This is a genomic window from Kineococcus esterisolvens, from assembly GCF_050871405.1.
GTDB lineage: Bacteria > Actinomycetota > Actinomycetes > Actinomycetales > Kineococcaceae > Kineococcus.
On the sequence record NZ_JBJLRI010000026.1, the window covers coordinates 13,890 to 29,431 of the forward strand.

Consider the following 15,542-nt stretch of genomic DNA (forward strand, 5'->3'; position numbering starts at 1 on the left):
TGCGCCGGACGGGTGATCCCGCTCGTTCGTCCCCCCAGGCAGGAGTCCACGTGCGCAAGATCGTCCTCTCCTCCGCGGTGAGCGTCACGCTCGTCGCGGCGACCCTGGCCGCGACGCAGACGGCGTCCTCGGCCGACCCGACCTCCACCGCGGCCCCCGCGGCGGCCGCGGGTGGTGCCGCGGTGCGGACCGCCGGCGAGTACGTCGTCGTCTACGACGAGGGAACCACCGACGCGGCGGCCCGCGCGGCCATCGCCGCCGCCGGCGGCACCGTCGTGTCCAGCAACGAGTCCGTGGGGTACGCCTTCGTGCGCACCGAGTCGGAGCAGTTCGCCGCCGCGGCCGCTGCGGCGCCGGGCCTGCTCGGCGCCGCCGCCAACCGCCGCATCGGGACCTCGCCCGACGGTGCCGACGAGGCCGACGACGCCGTCGAGCGGCTCACCGCCACCGTGGCCGACGCCGCGGACGGTGCGGTGCTGCAGTCGTCCCGGGGGAAGGGGCCGAAGGGGCCCGGCGCCGAGCCGCTGGCGGACCTCCAGTGGGACATGGCCGCCATCGACGCCACCGCCGAGGGCTCCCACGCCGTCCAGCCGGGCAGCGACAAGGTCAGCGTCGGCATCATCGACACCGGTGTCGACGGTTCGCACCCGGACCTCGCCCCGAACTTCGACGCCGAGACGAGCCGGAACTTCGTCACCGACCTGCCCGAGATCGACGGCCCCTGCGAGGTCGAGACCTGCGTCGACCCCGCCGACGTGGACGAGGGCGGTCACGGCACCCACGTGGCGGGGACCGTCGCCGCGGCCGTCAACGGCCTCGGCATCGCCGGTGTCGCGCCCGAGGTGAACCTCGTCAACCTGCGCGCGGGCCAGGACTCCGGGTACTTCTTCCTGCAGCCCACCCTCGACGCGATCACCTACGCGGCCGACTCCGGCGTCGACGTCGTCAACATGAGCTTCTACGTCGACCCGTGGCTGTTCAACTGCCAGGCCAACCCGGCCGACTCGCCCGAGGAGCAGGCCGAGCAGCGCGTCACCGTCGCCGCCGTGCAGCGCGCGATCGACTACGCGCGCGACAACGGCGTCCTGCCCGTGGGGGCCGCCGGCAACGCCGCGACCGACCTCGGCGCCCCCGGTGTGGACGCCTCCAGCCCGAACTTCCCGGTCGACGAGGAGGGCAACCCCGTCGGTGCGCGCGAGCGCACCATCGACAACTCCACCTGCCTCAGCGTCCCCGCCGAGAGCGCCGGCGTCGTGACCGTCACCTCCACCGGCCCGTCCGGCCGCAAGGCGTACTACTCCAACTACGGCACCGAGCAGGCCGACGTGGCCGCGCCCGGCGGCGACGCCTACGACACCCCGAACGGGCGCGTGGACGTGACCGCGCAGATCCTCTCCACCTACCCGGAGAACGTGCTCGCGGCCGAGGGGGCCATCGACGAGAACGGTGAGCCCACCACGCCGTCCGTGGTGCGCGAGGTGGCCGAGGACGGCACCAGCGCCTACTACCGCTACCTGCAGGGCACCTCGATGGCCGCCCCGCACGCCGCCGGCGTCGCCGCCCTCATCGTCAGCGAGTACGGGGAGAACGATCCCGCCCACCCGGGCACCCTGACGCTCGACCCGTCCCTCACCGAGGCGCTCCTGCTCGGCACCGCCGAGGACGTGGCCTGCCCGGTGCCGGCGGAGTTCACTTACCGCCGGGTCACCGCCGCCGGTGAGACGGTCACCACGGCGACGTGCGCCGGTCCCGCGGACGTCAACGGGTTCTACGGGCAGGGCGTCGTGAACGCCGTGGACGCGGTCACCGCGTTCTGACGGTTCCCCGTCCGGCGAGGGCGCGGGTGGTGGCTGCGGCCGCCACCCGCGTCTTCGCGTCCGGGGGTTCCCGGGGAACCCGTCAGGGGGCCGGGACGAGCGAGCGCAGGGCCTCGGTGTCGTCGCGCTGCAGGTCCGCGAACATCTCCAGGGCCTTCTCGGTGTCCCACTTCACGGCCAGGCCCGAGGACGTGCGCAGGCTCGGGTTCGCCACCGGCACCGTCATCGAGATCCCGTCGGCCCCCGTCGCCGAGCGCATCCCCTGCGCGAACTCCACCATCGCGCCCAGCGAGGCGCCCTCGTCGACGGCGACCGCGCCGCCGGCGGCGGAGGCCAGCGGGAACGCGCGGAACGGGTTCAGCAGCGTGACGGGGGAGGCGGCCTTCGCGACGATCGCCGCCAGCAGCTCGCGCTGCCGGTTCGCGCGCCCCAGGTCGCCGGCGGGGTCGGAGTAGCGGTAGCGCGCGTACCCCAGGGCGGTGGCGCCGTCCATCGTCTGGCAGCCGGCCTCGACGTCCAGACCCGCGCGCACGTCCTGCACCGCCGCCGGCGGGCACACCTCCACACCGCCGACCGCGTCCACGATGTGCGCGAACCCGGCGAAGCCCGTCTCGACGTAGTGGTCCACGCGCAGGCCGGAGACCTCCTCCACCGTCTGCGTGAGCAGCGGGGCGCCGCCGAGGGCGAACGCGGCGTTGATCTTGCCGGACCCGTGGCCGGGGATCGGGACGTACGAGTCGCGCGGGACGCTGATGAGCGCGGACGGGCCGGACCCCGGCACGTGCAGCAGCATGATCGTGTCGGTGCGGCGGCCGAGGATGTCGTCACCGCCCGCGGAGTACTGCGCCAGCTCCTCGGCGCTCATGCCGTCGCGGGAGTCGCTGCCCACGATGAGGTACGTGGTGCCCGGGGTGTCCGCGGGCCGCTCGCCGGTCGGCGCGGCCGCCACCTCCTGCACCGCCGACCAGCCGCGCCAGCCCAGCGCCAGCGGGTAGACCACGAGCACGACCAGCACGAGCGCCAGCACGCCCAGCCGGCGCCGCCGCCGGCCCACCCGGGTGCGCCGCGGCGGCGGGGGGGCGGCGGGTGCCCCGGGCGCGCGGCGCGCGGGCGGCTCCCGGTCCGCGGGCGGTGCCGGCCGGCGCAGCTCGGCGAGCCGCTGCTGCCGACCGGGGGCCTGCGCGGCGGGGCGCTCGGGGCGCCGGCGAGCGGGGCGCCCGTAGGTCGTGGCGGTGTAGCCGGCCCGCCCGGGGCCCGCGGGTGCGTCCTGCGGCGGGGTCACGGGCAGCGCGCGCGTGCCGCCGACGGGTGCGGCGTCGTCCTCGCCGGGCCGGCGCACCGCGGGGGGTCGCCCGGGCGTCCGGCGTCGGGACGGCTGCGCCGGGTCGTGGCTGGGGGGCGGCTGGGCGGGCACCGGACCACAGTAGGGCTCCGGCGTGTCGCGCACGGGTGACCCGGCCGTGCCGTCGCCGGGTCCGCCTCAGGTCCACCCCGGGACACCGGCGAACCCGCGCACTTCCCTCACACCCGCCACTCCCGCACCGGTGGTCGAGGGGTGGTGGGTTCCTCGGTCACCGGTGCAGGGCGGTGGGGTCGTTCAGGCGCGGGGGCGGCCCAGGGCGCGGTAGGTCCAGCCGGCCGCGCGCCAGCGGGCCGGGTCCAGCGCGTTGCGCCCGTCGAGGACGCGCTTCTCCTTGACCAGGTGCGAGATCGAGGCCGGGTCCAGCTCGCGGTACTCCTTCCACTCCGTCAGCAGCAGCACGACGTCGGCGCCGCGCACGGCGTCCTGGACGCTCTGGGCGAAGCCGATGGAGGGCACGGCCTTGCGGGCGTTGTCCAGCGCGGCCGGGTCGGTCAGCACCACGTCACCGCCCTGAAGCTGGATCTGCGCGGCCACGTTCAGCGCGGGGGAGTCGCGGATGTCGTCGGAGTCGGGCTTGAACGCCGCGCCCAGGATCGCCACGCGCTTGCCGATCAGCGAGCCGTCGCACACCTCGCGGGCCAGGTCGACCATGCGGATGCGCCGGCGCATGTTGATCGAGTCGACCTCGCGCAGGAACGTCAGGGTCTGGTCCGCGCCGAGCTCGCCGGCGCGGGCCATGAACGCGCGGATGTCCTTGGGCAGGCAGCCGCCGCCGAAGCCCAGGCCGGCGTTGAGGAACTTGCGCCCGATGCGGTCGTCGTGGCCGATGGCGTCGGCCAGCTGGGTGACGTCGGCGTTGACCTTCTCGCACAGCTCGGCCATGGCGTTGATGAAGGAGATCTTCGTGGCCAGGAAGGAGTTGGCGGCGACCTTGACCAGCTCGGCGGTCTGGTAGTCCGTCACGATCGTGGGGGTGCCGCGCTTCAGGGGCGTGGCGTAGACCTCGTCCAGCAGCGCCTTGGCGTTCTGCCCCGCGGCCGACTCCGGGCCCTCGGGCACGCCGTAGACCAGGCGGTCGGGGTGCAGGGTGTCCTGGACCGCGTGGCCCTCGCGCAGGAACTCCGGGTTCCACGCCAGGGAGGCGCCCGGGGCCAGCTCGGCCACCTTCGCGGCCAGCCGCGCCGCGGTGCCCACCGGCACGGTGGACTTGCCCACCACCAGCTCACCGGCGCCCACGTGCGGCAGCAGCGCGTCGACCGCGGCGTCCACGTAGCGCATGTCGGCGGCGAACTCGCCCTTCTTCTGCGGGGTGCCCACGCACACGAAGTGCACCGCGGAGCCGGCGGCCTCGGCCATCTCGGTGGTGAAGCGCAGCCGGCCGGTGGCCATGGCGCTCTCCAGCAGCTCGGGCAGACCCGGCTCGAAGAACGGTGCGCGCGCCTCGCGCAACGCCTCGATCTTCTCGGCGTCCACGTCCACGCCGACCACCTCGTGACCCAGCTCGGCCATGCACGCGGCGTGCACGGCGCCCAGGTACCCACACCCGATGACAGTCATGCGCATGGGCGCACAGTAGTGCGCCGAGCGCGCAGCGAGAACTTCCCCTCCCTCCCGGGGGTGGGAGGAGCGGTGCGGCGGCGCCGGGACGTGACGCGTCCCACACCCGGTGAGCTCGTGCGACCCTGTGCCTCAAGGTCGAGCCCGGCCGGTCCGACACCGGTCGGGTCTGCGCGCTCCGCGCGCACCCACGCACACCGCCCCGGAAGGTCCCCATGCGTCTGCGCTCCCGCTCCCTGGCCCTCGCGGCCGCACTCGCCGTCGCCGTCGTCGGCGGCGGTGCCGCGCCCGCCGGCGCGGAACCCGTCGACGTGCAGCTCAAGGCGGCCTCGGTGAGCCGCCTCGCCGGCGCCGACCGCATCGGCACCGCCGTCGCCGCCTCGAGGTCCTTCTCCGGGCAGCGCGCGGGCGCCGTCGTGCTGGCCCGGTCGGACACCTACGCCGACTCCCTCGCCGCCGCGCCGCTCGCCTCCGACGAGGGCGGTCCGCTGCTGCTGACGCCCACCGGCGGGCTGGACGCCTCCGTCGCCGACGCCATCCGCGACGTCCTCGCCCCCGGCGGCACCGTCTACCTGCTGGGCGGCACCGCGGCCCTGTCGACCTCGGTGGAGGAGTCGGTGCGCTCCCTCGGGATCGCCGGCGCCGTCACCCGCGTCGCCGGCGCCGACCGCTTCGGCACCGCCGTGGAGGTCGCCAAGCTGATCCCCGAGGCCGGCACCGTCTCCGTCGTGACCGGCTGGAACTTCCCCGACGGCCTGGCCGCCGGTGCCCTCATGGGTGTCGTGGACGCCGACACCGAGCACAGCGTCGGCGTCGTGCTGCTCAGCGACGGCGCGAACCTGGGCAGCACCACCGCCGGCTACCTGGACCAGCGCGGCTTCACCACGAAGATCGCCATCGGCGGGCCCGCCGCCGTCGCCGTGTCCGGCCGGAGCGGCTGGGCCCCCATCGCCGGCGCCGACCGCTACGACACCTCCGCGCGCATCGCCCGGCAGTTCACCTCCAGCAGCTTCTTCGAGGACGCCACCACCATCGTGGGCATCGCCACCGGCGAGGGGTGGGCCGACGCGCTGGCCGGTTCGGCCCTGCTGGCCTACGGCGGTGGCCCGCTGCTGCTCACCCGGCCCGGCCAGCTGCCCACCGCGACCGCCGACGTGCTGCGGGACCTGCAGGCCGACGCCCGCGCCACGCTGGACGACCAGGGCAACCCCCTGGAGGTCGGCACCGCCCTCGTCTTCGGCGGCACCGGCGCCGTCCAGGACGTCGTCCTGGACCAGGTCCGCGCCGCGCTGGCCTGACCCGACGGCCCGGCCCCGACGGCCCGGCCCCGCCGGCCGCCCCGCGCTCAGTCGCGGGGGCGGCCCTCCGGGGCGTGCTCGTGGCGCGCCCGCGCCAGCGCCGGCGCCTCCGCCTCGTCCAGCGCCAGTCGCCGCGTCAGCTGCGTCAGCCGCTCCTCCATCGAGCGGCGGTGCCTGTACGAGGAGACCAGCACCCCCAGGAACGCCACCACCAGCCCGTACAGGAGCAGGTCGGTGCCGCGGCCCACGCCCAGCACCTGGGCCAGCGCCGTCACCGCTCCCGGCGCGAGGATGCTGGCCACCGCCAGCAGCACCAGACCGCCCAGCAGCAGCCGGCGCACCGCCTGGTGCCGGGCGCCGGCGGTGCTGCGCACCAGGAGCACGCCGACGGCCAGCACGGCGGCGATGAGCAGCAGCTGGATCAGCAGCACGGCGTTCCCCCCACGTCCTCGTCCCCTCAGCCCAGCAGCGTCTCGACGAGGATGTTGACGCTGTTCAGCAGCGACTGCCCCTTCGAGCGCGAGTAGTCGGTGTAGCGGATCTCGACCGGGTGCTCCGCCCAGCGCAGCCCGCTGCGGCCCACCTGCTCCACGATCTCGCTGGCGTGCGCCATCCGGTCGTGCTTCAGGCGCAGGTGCGCCGCACCCCGGCGCGAGAGCACCCGCAGCCCGTTGTGGGCGTCGGTCAGCCGCACCCCCGTGGAGCGGTTGGTGTAGACCGTCGCCAGCCGCAGCACCGCCCGCCGCAGCGGGTCCAGCTGCGTGCGCCGGTCCAGGAAGCGGGAGCCGAACACCACGTCCAGCCCCTCGCGCTCCAGCCGGCGCACCATCTCGTCGGCGTCCTCCACCCGGTGCTGCCCGTCGGCGTCGAAGGTCACCACCGACGTCGTCAGCTCGTCGCGCAGCGCGTAGGTGATGCCCGTCTGCAGCGCCGCGCCCTGCCCCAGGTTCACGCCGTGGCGCACCACCGTCGCGCCCGCCTCCTCGGCCACGGCCGCCGAGCCGTCCGGGCTGCCGTCGTCCACGCACACCACGTGCGCGAAGCGGGTGCGCAGCTCGCGCACCACGTCGCCCACGACCCCGGCCTCCCGGTACAGCGGCACCACGACCCACGTGCCCGGGTGCCGTCCGGTGTCCGGTGCCCGGGTGGCCGGGCGCGGGGGCGCGCCGGTCCGCGTGCCGGGGTCCGCGCCGCGCGGCGTGTCGTGCGGGGTGCTCGTCACCGCACCATCATGGCCGGTCCCGGCCCGTGCGTCGGGGAGGATGGCCGGCGTGCGCGAGCTGCTCCGGACCGTCCAGGCCCTGCTGAGGCTGCTGCCGGCGGGCAGCGGGCGCTTCGTCGCCCTCTACAGCGGCGCCCAGGCGGCCCTGGCCGTCCTCGACGTCGCCGCCCTCGGCCTGCTGGCCGTGCTGCTGCCGGTCGCGGTCGGCGGGGGCGGGCGGCTCGCCGTGCCGCTGCCCGGCGTGGGCGCCGAGATCGACGCCGGCACGCTCGTGCTGCTCCTCGTCGTGGTCAGCGCGCTGCTGGTCGCCAAGAGCCTGGCCAGCCTCGCGCTCGTGCGCTGGGGCGTCGTGCGCTTCGCCGAGCACGAGGTCGACGTCGCCGACCGCCTCGTGCGCGCCTACCTGTCCGCGTCGTGGAGCTACCGGCTGCGGGCCAGCTCCGCGCGGGCGGTGCGCACCGTGGACGAGTCGCTCAACCAGACGTTCAACGGCTTCCTCATGCCGTTCTCGAGCCTCGTGGCGGAGGTGGCGAGCCTCGCCGCCGTGGGCGTGGTCGTCCTCGTCGCCGCCTGGCAGACGGCCGTGGTCGCCGCCGCCTACTTCGCCGTCGTCGCCTTCGTGCTCTACGCGGTGATCGCGCGGCGCGCCGCCGCCGCGGGGCGCACCGCCGTCACCACGAGCGTGGACACCGTGCGGCTGGTGCAGGAGTCGTTCGCGGCGACCAAGGAGATCACCCTGCGCGGCCGGGGGGAGCAGCTGGCCGGGGTCGCCCGCGGCGTGCGCGCCCGCAGCGCCCGCGCCCGCGGCATGGCCTTCTTCTACTCGGTGGGACCCCGCTTCGTGCTCGAGGCGGCGCTGCTGGGCGGCTTCCTCGTGGTCGGCGGCGTCGCCGTCCTGACGCAGGGCGTCACCCAGGCGGTCTCCGCGATCGGGCTGTTCGCCGTGGCCGGCTTCCGCGTCGTGCCGTGCCTGACGCGCCTGCAGTCGGTGTTCGCCACCATGCACGCCCACCAGCCCAACGCCCGCGAGGTGCTGGACGCGCTGCGGGACACCGGGGCCGCCGACGGGCCCGCCCCCTCCCCGGGGACCGCCGGCGGCCCCGACGCGCTGCCCCCCGGTGCCGTGGAGGTGCGGCTGGAGGGCGTCGGCTTCACCTACCCGGGCGGCTCCGCGCCCGCGCTGGACGGGGTGGACCTCGTGGTGCCCGCCGGGGCGCGCGTCGCCGTCGTGGGCCGCTCGGGGTCGGGCAAGTCGACGCTCGTGGACCTCGTGCTGGGCCTGCTGACTCCGACCGCGGGCCGGCTGCTCGTGGGCGGCCTGCCGATCGAGGAGGTCACCGGGGCCTGGCGCCGCCGCGTCGGGTACGTGCCGCAGGACGTCGCGCTCCTGGACACCGACGTCGCGCGCAACGTCGCCCTCAGCTGGGACGAGGAGGGCGTGGACCTCGCCCGGGTGGAGCGGGCGCTGGCCGCGGCGCAGCTCACCGAGGTCGTCGCCGCCCTGCCCGAGGGGGTGCGCACGCCCGTGGGGGAGCGGGGGCTGCGGCTGTCCGGCGGGCAGCGCCAGCGCCTCGGCATCGCCCGCGCCCTGTACGCCGACCCGCACGTGCTGGTGCTCGACGAGGCCACCAGCGCCCTGGACGCCGCCACCGAGGCCGCCGTGACCGCCACGGTCGCCGGGCTGCGCGACGTGACCGTGCTCGTGGTCGCGCACCGGCTGGCGACCGTGCGGGACTGCGACGCGGTCGTGGTGCTGGAGGGCGGCCGGGTGCGGGCGATCGGCTCGTTCGAGGAGGTCGTCGCGGCCGTGCCCGACTTCGCCGTCCAGGCCGAGCTGTCCGGCCTCGCCTGACCCCGCCCGGCCCCGCCCGGCCCGTCCTCGTCCGTCCCCCCGCCCGCGGTGGTCGGGGGAGCGGCGGGTTCCCGACCACCGCGGGGGCGGCGGGGGTCAGCGGCGGGTCGGGAGGGTCGCCAGGACCGCGTCGAGGGCGGCGGCCACGGCGGCGGGGGAGAAGCGCTCGCGCACCGGCCCGGCGATCCGCTCCGGCGGCAGGCGTTCCGCGGCGGCGCGCTGCACCGCGTCCGCGAACGCGGCCGGCGTGCGCTCGGCCACCAGGTGCACCCCGGGCCCGGCGAAGTCGCGCGCCCCGCCGCGCGCGCCCAGCACCGCCGGGCGGCCCGCCGCCAGCGCCTCCGCCCCCGCCACGCAGAACGTCTCGTGCCGGCTGGGCAGCAGGAACACGTCGCACGCCGCCCACTCCCCGGCGAACTCCGCCGGCGCGCGCCGCCCCAGCAGCTCCAGCACCCCGCTCACCCCCAGCTGCGCAGCCCGGTCGCGCACCGCCGCCTCCAGCGGGCCGGCACCCACCCACCGCAGCCGGGCGTCAACGCCGCGGCGCCGCAGCTCCGCCAGCACCCCCACCGCCAGCAGCGGGTCCTTGACCGGCCGCAGGTTGCCCACCGCGAGGAGCCGCAGGACCGGCCCGGCCGGCGGGGGTGCCGGCGTCGCGGGTGCGGGCACGACGTTGGGCACCACGTGGCAGGTGCGGTCGCGGCGGAAGGGGACGACCGCGTCCGCCAGGTAGCGGCTGACCGCCGTCACCGCGTCCGGGCGGTCCAGCACCCGGCGCGCACCGGCCAGCCCCCGCCACAGCGGCCCGGCGGACGCCGGGTCCGACACGCCCGACCAGTGCTCGCTGTGCAGCCACGGCACGTCCGGGCGCCAGGGACCCGCCGGCGGGACCAGCAGCAGCGTCGAGAAGACGTGCGTGTGCAGCACGTCCGCGCCCCTCGCCGCGTCCCGCACCGCCGCCAGCGCCGCCGCCACCGACCGAGGCGAGCGCCGGTCCAGCACCAGGCGCCGCACCCCCGGCTGCGCCGCCGCCGGCCGGGACGCCAGGTGCAGCACGCTCACGTCGTGCCCGCGGCGCAGCGCTTCGACGTGCCGCTGCACGAACACGCCCTCCACGCCGTCGGCGCTGCTGGGGTACCAGGTGGTCACGACGGCGATGCGCACGCCGCGATCCTGCCGCGCGCCCGCCCGGGGACCGCAGCCCGTCCGGGTAGGGTCCCCGTCCGTGTCGCCCCTGGTCCGCATCGCCACCCGGACCTGGGCCCCCGACGTGGGCGCCGCCCCCTTCCGGCTGCGCGCCCTGGCCCGCGCCCTGGTGGCCGCCGGCTGCGAGGTGGAGGTCCTCACCACCGCCCCGCGCGGTGCGGCCCCGCCCGACGAGGACGGCGTGCGCACCCGCCGCGCCCCCGTGCTGCGCGACGCCGGGGGCGTCGTGCGCGGCTACCTGCCCTACCTCAGCTTCGACGTGCCCCTGACGGGCCGGTTGCTGCTGGGGCGGCGCCCCGACGTCGTCGTGCACGAGCCGCCGCCCACCACCGGCCTGGCCACGCGGCTGGCCGGCCGGCTGCGCTCGGTGCCGTACGTGTCCTACGTGCCCGACGTGTGGTCGCTGGGGGCCGTGGCCGCCGGGGCGCCGCGGCCGGTGCTGGCGGCCCTGCGCACCGCCGAGGCCGCCGCGCTGCGCGGCGCGGCGGCCGTGCTGGCCGTCACGGACGGCATGGCCGAGGAGGTCGTGCGCGCCGGCGTCGCCCCCGGGCGGGTGCGCGTCGTCGGCAACGGCGTGGACGTCGACGTCTTCCGGCCCGCGCGGCGCGTCCCGCCGGCCGGCGGGCTGCGCGCCGTCTACAGCGGCACGATGTCGCAGTGGCAGGGCGCGGAGGTGTTCGTGCGCGCCTTCGCGCAGGTGGCCCGCACCGACCCGGCCGCCCGGCTGGTCATGGTCGGCGGCGGCGTCGACGTGCCCCGGTTGCGGGCGCTGGCCGCCGAGCTGGCGCCCGGTGCGGTCGAGCTGCCCGGCACGGTGCCGCCCGCCGAGGCGGCCCGCCTGCTGGGCGAGGCCGACGTGGCGCTGGCCTCCCTGGTGCCCGGCAGCGGCTACGACCTCATGGCACCCACGAAGATCGCCGCGGCGGCGGCCTGCGGGACGCCCGTGCTGTTCGCCGGCGTGGGCAGCGGCGCCGACGCCGTGCGCTCCGGCGAGCTCGGTGCCGTCGTGGACCACGACGCGGCGGCGGTGGCGGACGCGCTGCGGGGCTGGCGGCGCCCGGACGCGGCGCGGAGGGAGCGGCTGCGCGCGTGGGCCGAGCGGCACGGCTCGCTGGCCGCCGCCGCCGACCGCGCCGCGGCCGCGGTGCTCGCGGTGGCCGGGGCGCCCGCCCCGCGCGCCGGGAGCGGGTCGTGAGCGGCTCCACGGCGTCCGCCTGGGAGGCTGGCGCCGTGCCCGACGTCCCCGCTGCGCCCCCCGCCGTGCCCGCCGAGCCCCGCGTGGTGGCCGTGGTGGTCGCCCACCAGCGCCGCGAGCTGCTGGTGGAGGCGCTGACCGCGCTGGCGGCGCAGACGCGCCTGCCGGACGCCGTGGTCGTGGTGGACAACGCCTCCACCGACGGCACCGCCGAGGCGGTGCGGGCCTGGGCCGCCGCCGCGCCGCTGCCGCTGGACCTGGTGCGCCTGGAGCGCAACACCGGCGGGGCGGGCGGCTTCGCCGCCGGCGTGGCGCGCGCGCTGCACCGGCACGCCGCGGACCTGGTGTGGCTGATGGACGACGACACCGTCCCGCGCCCGGGCGCGCTCGCCGCCGCGCTGCGGGCCCGCGCGGCGACCGGGGCCGTCCTGGTCGCCAGCCGCGTCGTGTGGCGCGACGGGCGCGAGCACCCCATGAACACCCCGCGCCCGCGCGTGGGCGCTCCGCGCGCCGAGCGCGAGGCCGCCGCCGCGGCGGGCTGCGTGCCGATCCGCTCGGCGTCCTTCGTGGCGGTGCTGGTGGAGGCGGCGGCGGTGCGCTCCTCGGGCCTGCCGCGCGCGGCGTTCTTCCTGTGGAACGACGACTTCGAGTTCACCACCCGGCTGCTGCGGCGGGCGCGGGGCGTGGCGGCGCCGGAGAGCGTGGTGGAGCACCGCACCCGCGTCTTCGGGGGCACCGACGTCGACCCGGGTGAGCGGTTCCGGTTCGAGGTGCGCAACAAGGCGTGGCTGTTCACCCGGTACCGCACCCTGGACGCGCGCGAGACCGTCCTGTACGGCGGCGCCACCCTGCTGCGCTGGGGCCGCACCCTGCGCCGCTCGTCCGCGCGCGGGGTGCTGGTGCGCGGCCTGGTGCGCGGCCTGGCCGAGGCGGTGCGCCCGCCGGCCGCGACCGCGGACGTGCTGGCCGGGCTCGGCGGGGTGAGCGCGGACGTCGCGGCGGTGGAGAGCGCCGTGGGGAGCGCCGCGGTCCGTGCCGGGTCCGCCGGGTCCGCCGGGTCCGCCGGGTCCGCCGGGTCCGCCGGGTCCGCCGGGTCCGCCGGGCCCGGCGCGGCCGCCGGCCCGCTGCCGCCGGGGCAGCTGCCGCCGTTCTCGGTGCTGCTGCCGGTGTGGGCGGCCGACGACGCCGCGCTGGTGCGCCGCGCGGTGCGCAGCGTCACCGCGGACCAGCAGCTGCGTCCCGACGAGGTCGTCGTGGTGCGCGACGGTCCCGTCCCCGCCGGGCTGGACGAGCTGCTGGCCGAGCTGGCCCGCGACGGTGCGGCCGGCGTGCCGGTGCGGCTGGTGCCGCTGGAGCGCAACGTCGGCCTCGCCACGGCCCTGGAGGCCGGTCTGGCCGCCTGCCGCCACGACGTGGTGGCCCGCATGGACGCCGACGACGTCAGCCTGCCGGAGCGCTTCGCGCGGCAGCTGCCCGTCCTGGCGGCCGGGGCGGACCTGGTCGGCACGGGCCTGTGGGAGATCGGCGCCGGCGAGGACGACGTGGTGGGCCGGCGCACGCCCCCGACCGGTGAGCGCATCGCCTCCTACGCCCGCTTCCACGACCCCTTCAACCACCCCACGGTGGTCTACCGCCGCTCGGCGGTGGCGGCGGCGGGCGGGTACCGCGACCTGCCGCTGATGGAGGACTACTGGCTGTTCGCCCGGATGATCGCCGCCGGGGCGCGCTGCGAGAACCTGCCCGACCCGCTCGTCAAGTACCGCGTGGGTGCCGACGCCGCGGCGGGCTCCTACGCCCGCCGCGGGGGGCTGCGGCTGTGGCGCTCGGAGCTGCGGCTGCAGCGGCACCTGCGCGCCGAGGGCTTCACCACCCCCGCGCAGGCCGTGCGCAACGTCGTGGTCCGCGGTGGCTACCGCTTCGTGCCGGCGCGGGTGCGCACCGTCGCCTACCGCCGCCTGATCGCCCGCTCCCGGCCGGAGCAGCTGCCCCGGTGATCACGGGCACGGCTCTGCAGGAGGTGGCGGTCGGCACCGCGGGCACCGCGGGCACCGCGAGCACGGCGAGCGCGGGGCAGTGGCTGGCTGCGCTGCCCGTGCTGGCGCTGGCCGTGGCGGTGGTCCTCGCGCCGGGCCTGGCCGTCGGCTGGGCGCTGCGCCTGCGCGGTGTCCTGCTGGTGACCGCCGCCCCGGCCCTGACGGTGGCGGTGCTGGGCGCGTGCTCGCTGGCGACCCCGCTCACGGGGGTGCGCTGGGGCCTGGGCCCGCTGGCCGCGGGGACGCTCCTGGCGGCGGGGGCCGCCGCGCTCGTCGGCCGGCTCGCCCCCCGGCTGCTGCGCCGGCGGCTGCCCGCGCCGGTCCCGGCGCCCCCGCAGGCGCGGGCGGTGGCGGCGCTGCTGGCCGGCACCGCCGTCGCCACGGCCCTGGCGGTGGCGACGGCGGTGCGCGGGCTGGGCCGGCCGGACGTCGTCTCGCAGGCCTTCGACACGATCTTCCACCTCAACGCGGTGCGCCGGGTGCTGGACACCGGCAGCGCCTCGCCCTTCGACGTGGCCGGGTTGACCTCGCCGCGGTCGGGCGGCTTCTACCCCTCCGCGTGGCACGGCCTGGCGGCCCTGGTGGCCGGGCCGACGTCCCCGGTGCTGGCCTCCAACGCGCTGGTGGCCGTCGTGCCGGGGGTGGTGTGGGCGCTGTCGGCCGGGTTGCTGGTGCGCGCCGTGCTGGGCCCGCGCCCGCTGCCGCTGCTGCTGGCGCCGGTGCTCGCGCAGGGCTTCGTGGCCTTCCCCTGGTACGTGGACCGCGGGGGGCTGTGGCCCTTCGTGCTCGGCACCGCGCTGGTGCCGGCCGTGCTGGGGGGTCTGGCGCTGGCCGCGGGGGGCCGTGGCGAGCCCGGTCCGCCCGTGCCGGGCGAGCGCCCGCGCGCCCTGGTGGTGGCCGCGGCGGCGGCCGCCGGGTGTGCGCTGGCGCACCCGGGGGCCTTCTTCGTGGTGCTGCTGCTGACGGCCGTCCTCGCGGTGGTCTCCGTGCTGCCGGCGCTGCTGCTGCCCTGGCGCGGAGCCCGGCAGCACGGCGTGGTGCTGCTGGTCGCGGCGCTGACCGTGCTGGTGGCCGCGGGTGCCGTGGTGGTGGCGTGGCCGTCGCTGCGGGGCATGGCCGCGGCGGACTGGCCGGCCACCCGCTCGGTGGCCCGCGCGGTCGCGGAGGCGCTGCGCGGTGCGCCGGCGAGCTCGGGGGCCGGCTGGCTGGTGGGGGCGCTCGTGCTGCTCGGTGCGGTGCGCGCCTGCACCCGCGTGCGGTGGCGCTGGCTGGCCGTCGGCCACGTGGTGGTGGCGGCCCTGGACGTGCTGGCCGCCTCCGTGGACTCGCCGCTCTCCTCGGCGCTGACGGCCCCCTGGTACAACGACCGCGGCCGGCTGGCCGCCAGCCTGCCGGTGACCGGCACGGCGCTGGCCGTGCTGGGCACCTGCTGGGCCGGCGCCGCCGCCGCCCGTGCCGCGCGGACCCCGGCGCGGGCCCGTCGCGCCGCCGGGGTGGTCGCGGTGCTGGTGGCGCTGGGCGCGGCGGTGCCGCAGGTGCGGGGCAACGCCGCCCAGCTGGCCAAGAGCAACGTCGACGCCGCCGAGCACCCGCGGAACTCGCTGGTCACGCTGGCCGAGCAGCGCTTCCTGGAGCAGCTGGACCGCCACGTGCCCGAGGGGGACGTGGTGGCGGGCACGCCGTGGGACGGCAGCAGCTTCGCCTACGCCCTGTCGGGGGTGGAGGTGCTCTACCCGCACCTGCGCGGGAACTACCCGGACGACTGGGTCTTCCTCGCCGACCACCTGCAGGACGCCGGCGTGGACCCGGCGGTCTGCCCGGTCCTGGAGCGGCACCGGGTGCGCTGGGTGCTCGACGACGGTCCGCTGTGGCGCCCGCCGCGCCTGGAGCCGGCCGGCTACACCGCCTTCCGCGCCTTCCAGGGGCGCCCGGGCTTCGAGCCGGTGGCCTCGGGGGGCGGGGCCGTGCTGTACCGGATCACGGCCTGCGACTGAGGTCC

Annotated in this window: 11 protein-coding genes; 6 read left to right on the plus strand and 5 right to left on the minus strand. The window is 77.8% G+C overall.

The features are described from left to right. The first annotated feature begins 50 nt into the window (after positions 1–50). Positions 51–1,817, plus strand: a complete 1,767-nt coding sequence (locus tag ACRYR8_RS10410; RefSeq protein WP_432483848.1) for a S8 family serine peptidase — start codon at positions 51–53, stop codon at positions 1,815–1,817. 82 nt (positions 1,818–1,899) lie between these two features. Here ACRYR8_RS10410 and ACRYR8_RS10415 read toward each other — a convergent pair whose 3' ends face one another. Both ACRYR8_RS10415 and ACRYR8_RS10420 read right to left on the minus strand, forming a co-directional pair. Then, positions 1,900–3,231 carry an LCP family protein gene (locus tag ACRYR8_RS10415; RefSeq protein ID WP_432483846.1) on the minus strand — a complete coding sequence of 444 codons (1,332 nt, stop codon included), beginning with the start codon at positions 3,229–3,231 and terminating at the stop codon, positions 1,900–1,902. Between the two features lie 183 nt (positions 3,232–3,414). After that, positions 3,415–4,743, minus strand: a complete 1,329-nt coding sequence (locus ACRYR8_RS10420; RefSeq protein WP_432483844.1) for a UDP-glucose dehydrogenase family protein — start codon at positions 4,741–4,743, stop codon at positions 3,415–3,417. 209 nt (positions 4,744–4,952) lie between these two features. Here ACRYR8_RS10420 and ACRYR8_RS10425 point away from each other — a divergent pair, with 209 nt between their 5' ends. Next, a complete protein-coding gene (locus tag ACRYR8_RS10425) occupies positions 4,953–6,035 on the plus strand; it encodes a cell wall-binding repeat-containing protein (protein ID WP_432483842.1) in 1,083 nt (360 codons plus the stop codon). Between the two features lie 47 nt (positions 6,036–6,082). On the opposite strand, the gene ACRYR8_RS10430 is transcribed toward ACRYR8_RS10425, so the two are convergent. Together ACRYR8_RS10430 and ACRYR8_RS10435 are read right to left on the minus strand one after the other, a co-directional pair. Next, on the minus strand, positions 6,083–6,466 hold the full coding sequence (locus tag ACRYR8_RS10430; RefSeq protein WP_432483840.1) for a DUF2304 domain-containing protein: 384 nt from the start codon (positions 6,464–6,466) through the stop codon (positions 6,083–6,085). Between the two features lie 26 nt (positions 6,467–6,492). Continuing rightward, the gene (locus ACRYR8_RS10435; protein ID WP_432483875.1) at positions 6,493–7,140 is read right to left on the minus strand and encodes a glycosyltransferase family 2 protein; all 648 of its coding nucleotides are present in this window, start codon (positions 7,138–7,140) and stop codon (positions 6,493–6,495) included. Positions 7,141–7,306: 166 nt separating this feature from the next. Here ACRYR8_RS10435 and ACRYR8_RS10440 point away from each other — a divergent pair, with 166 nt between their 5' ends. Next, positions 7,307–9,109, plus strand: a complete 1,803-nt coding sequence (locus ACRYR8_RS10440; protein WP_432484406.1) for an ABC transporter ATP-binding protein — start codon at positions 7,307–7,309, stop codon at positions 9,107–9,109. 96 nt (positions 9,110–9,205) lie between these two features. Here ACRYR8_RS10440 and ACRYR8_RS10445 read toward each other — a convergent pair whose 3' ends face one another. Next, a complete protein-coding gene (locus ACRYR8_RS10445; RefSeq protein WP_432483836.1) occupies positions 9,206–10,273 on the minus strand; it encodes a glycosyltransferase in 1,068 nt (355 codons plus the stop codon). A gap of 61 nt (positions 10,274–10,334) precedes the next feature. Between ACRYR8_RS10445 and ACRYR8_RS10450 the strand changes: the two genes are divergently transcribed. Genes ACRYR8_RS10450 through ACRYR8_RS10460 form a run of 3 tightly spaced genes read left to right on the plus strand, consistent with a single transcriptional unit; the run spans position 10,335 to position 15,537 of the window. Continuing rightward, on the plus strand, positions 10,335–11,510 hold the full coding sequence (locus ACRYR8_RS10450) for a glycosyltransferase (RefSeq protein WP_432483834.1): 1,176 nt from the start codon (positions 10,335–10,337) through the stop codon (positions 11,508–11,510). Further along, positions 11,507–13,504, plus strand: a complete 1,998-nt coding sequence (locus ACRYR8_RS10455; RefSeq protein ID WP_432483832.1) for a glycosyltransferase — start codon at positions 11,507–11,509, stop codon at positions 13,502–13,504. Before ACRYR8_RS10450 ends, ACRYR8_RS10455 begins: the two co-directional genes overlap by 4 nt. After that, the gene (locus ACRYR8_RS10460; protein WP_432483830.1) at positions 13,501–15,537 is read left to right on the plus strand and encodes a DUF6541 family protein; all 2,037 of its coding nucleotides are present in this window, start codon (positions 13,501–13,503) and stop codon (positions 15,535–15,537) included. Before ACRYR8_RS10455 ends, ACRYR8_RS10460 begins: the two co-directional genes overlap by 4 nt. Positions 15,538–15,542 lie beyond the last annotated feature (5 nt).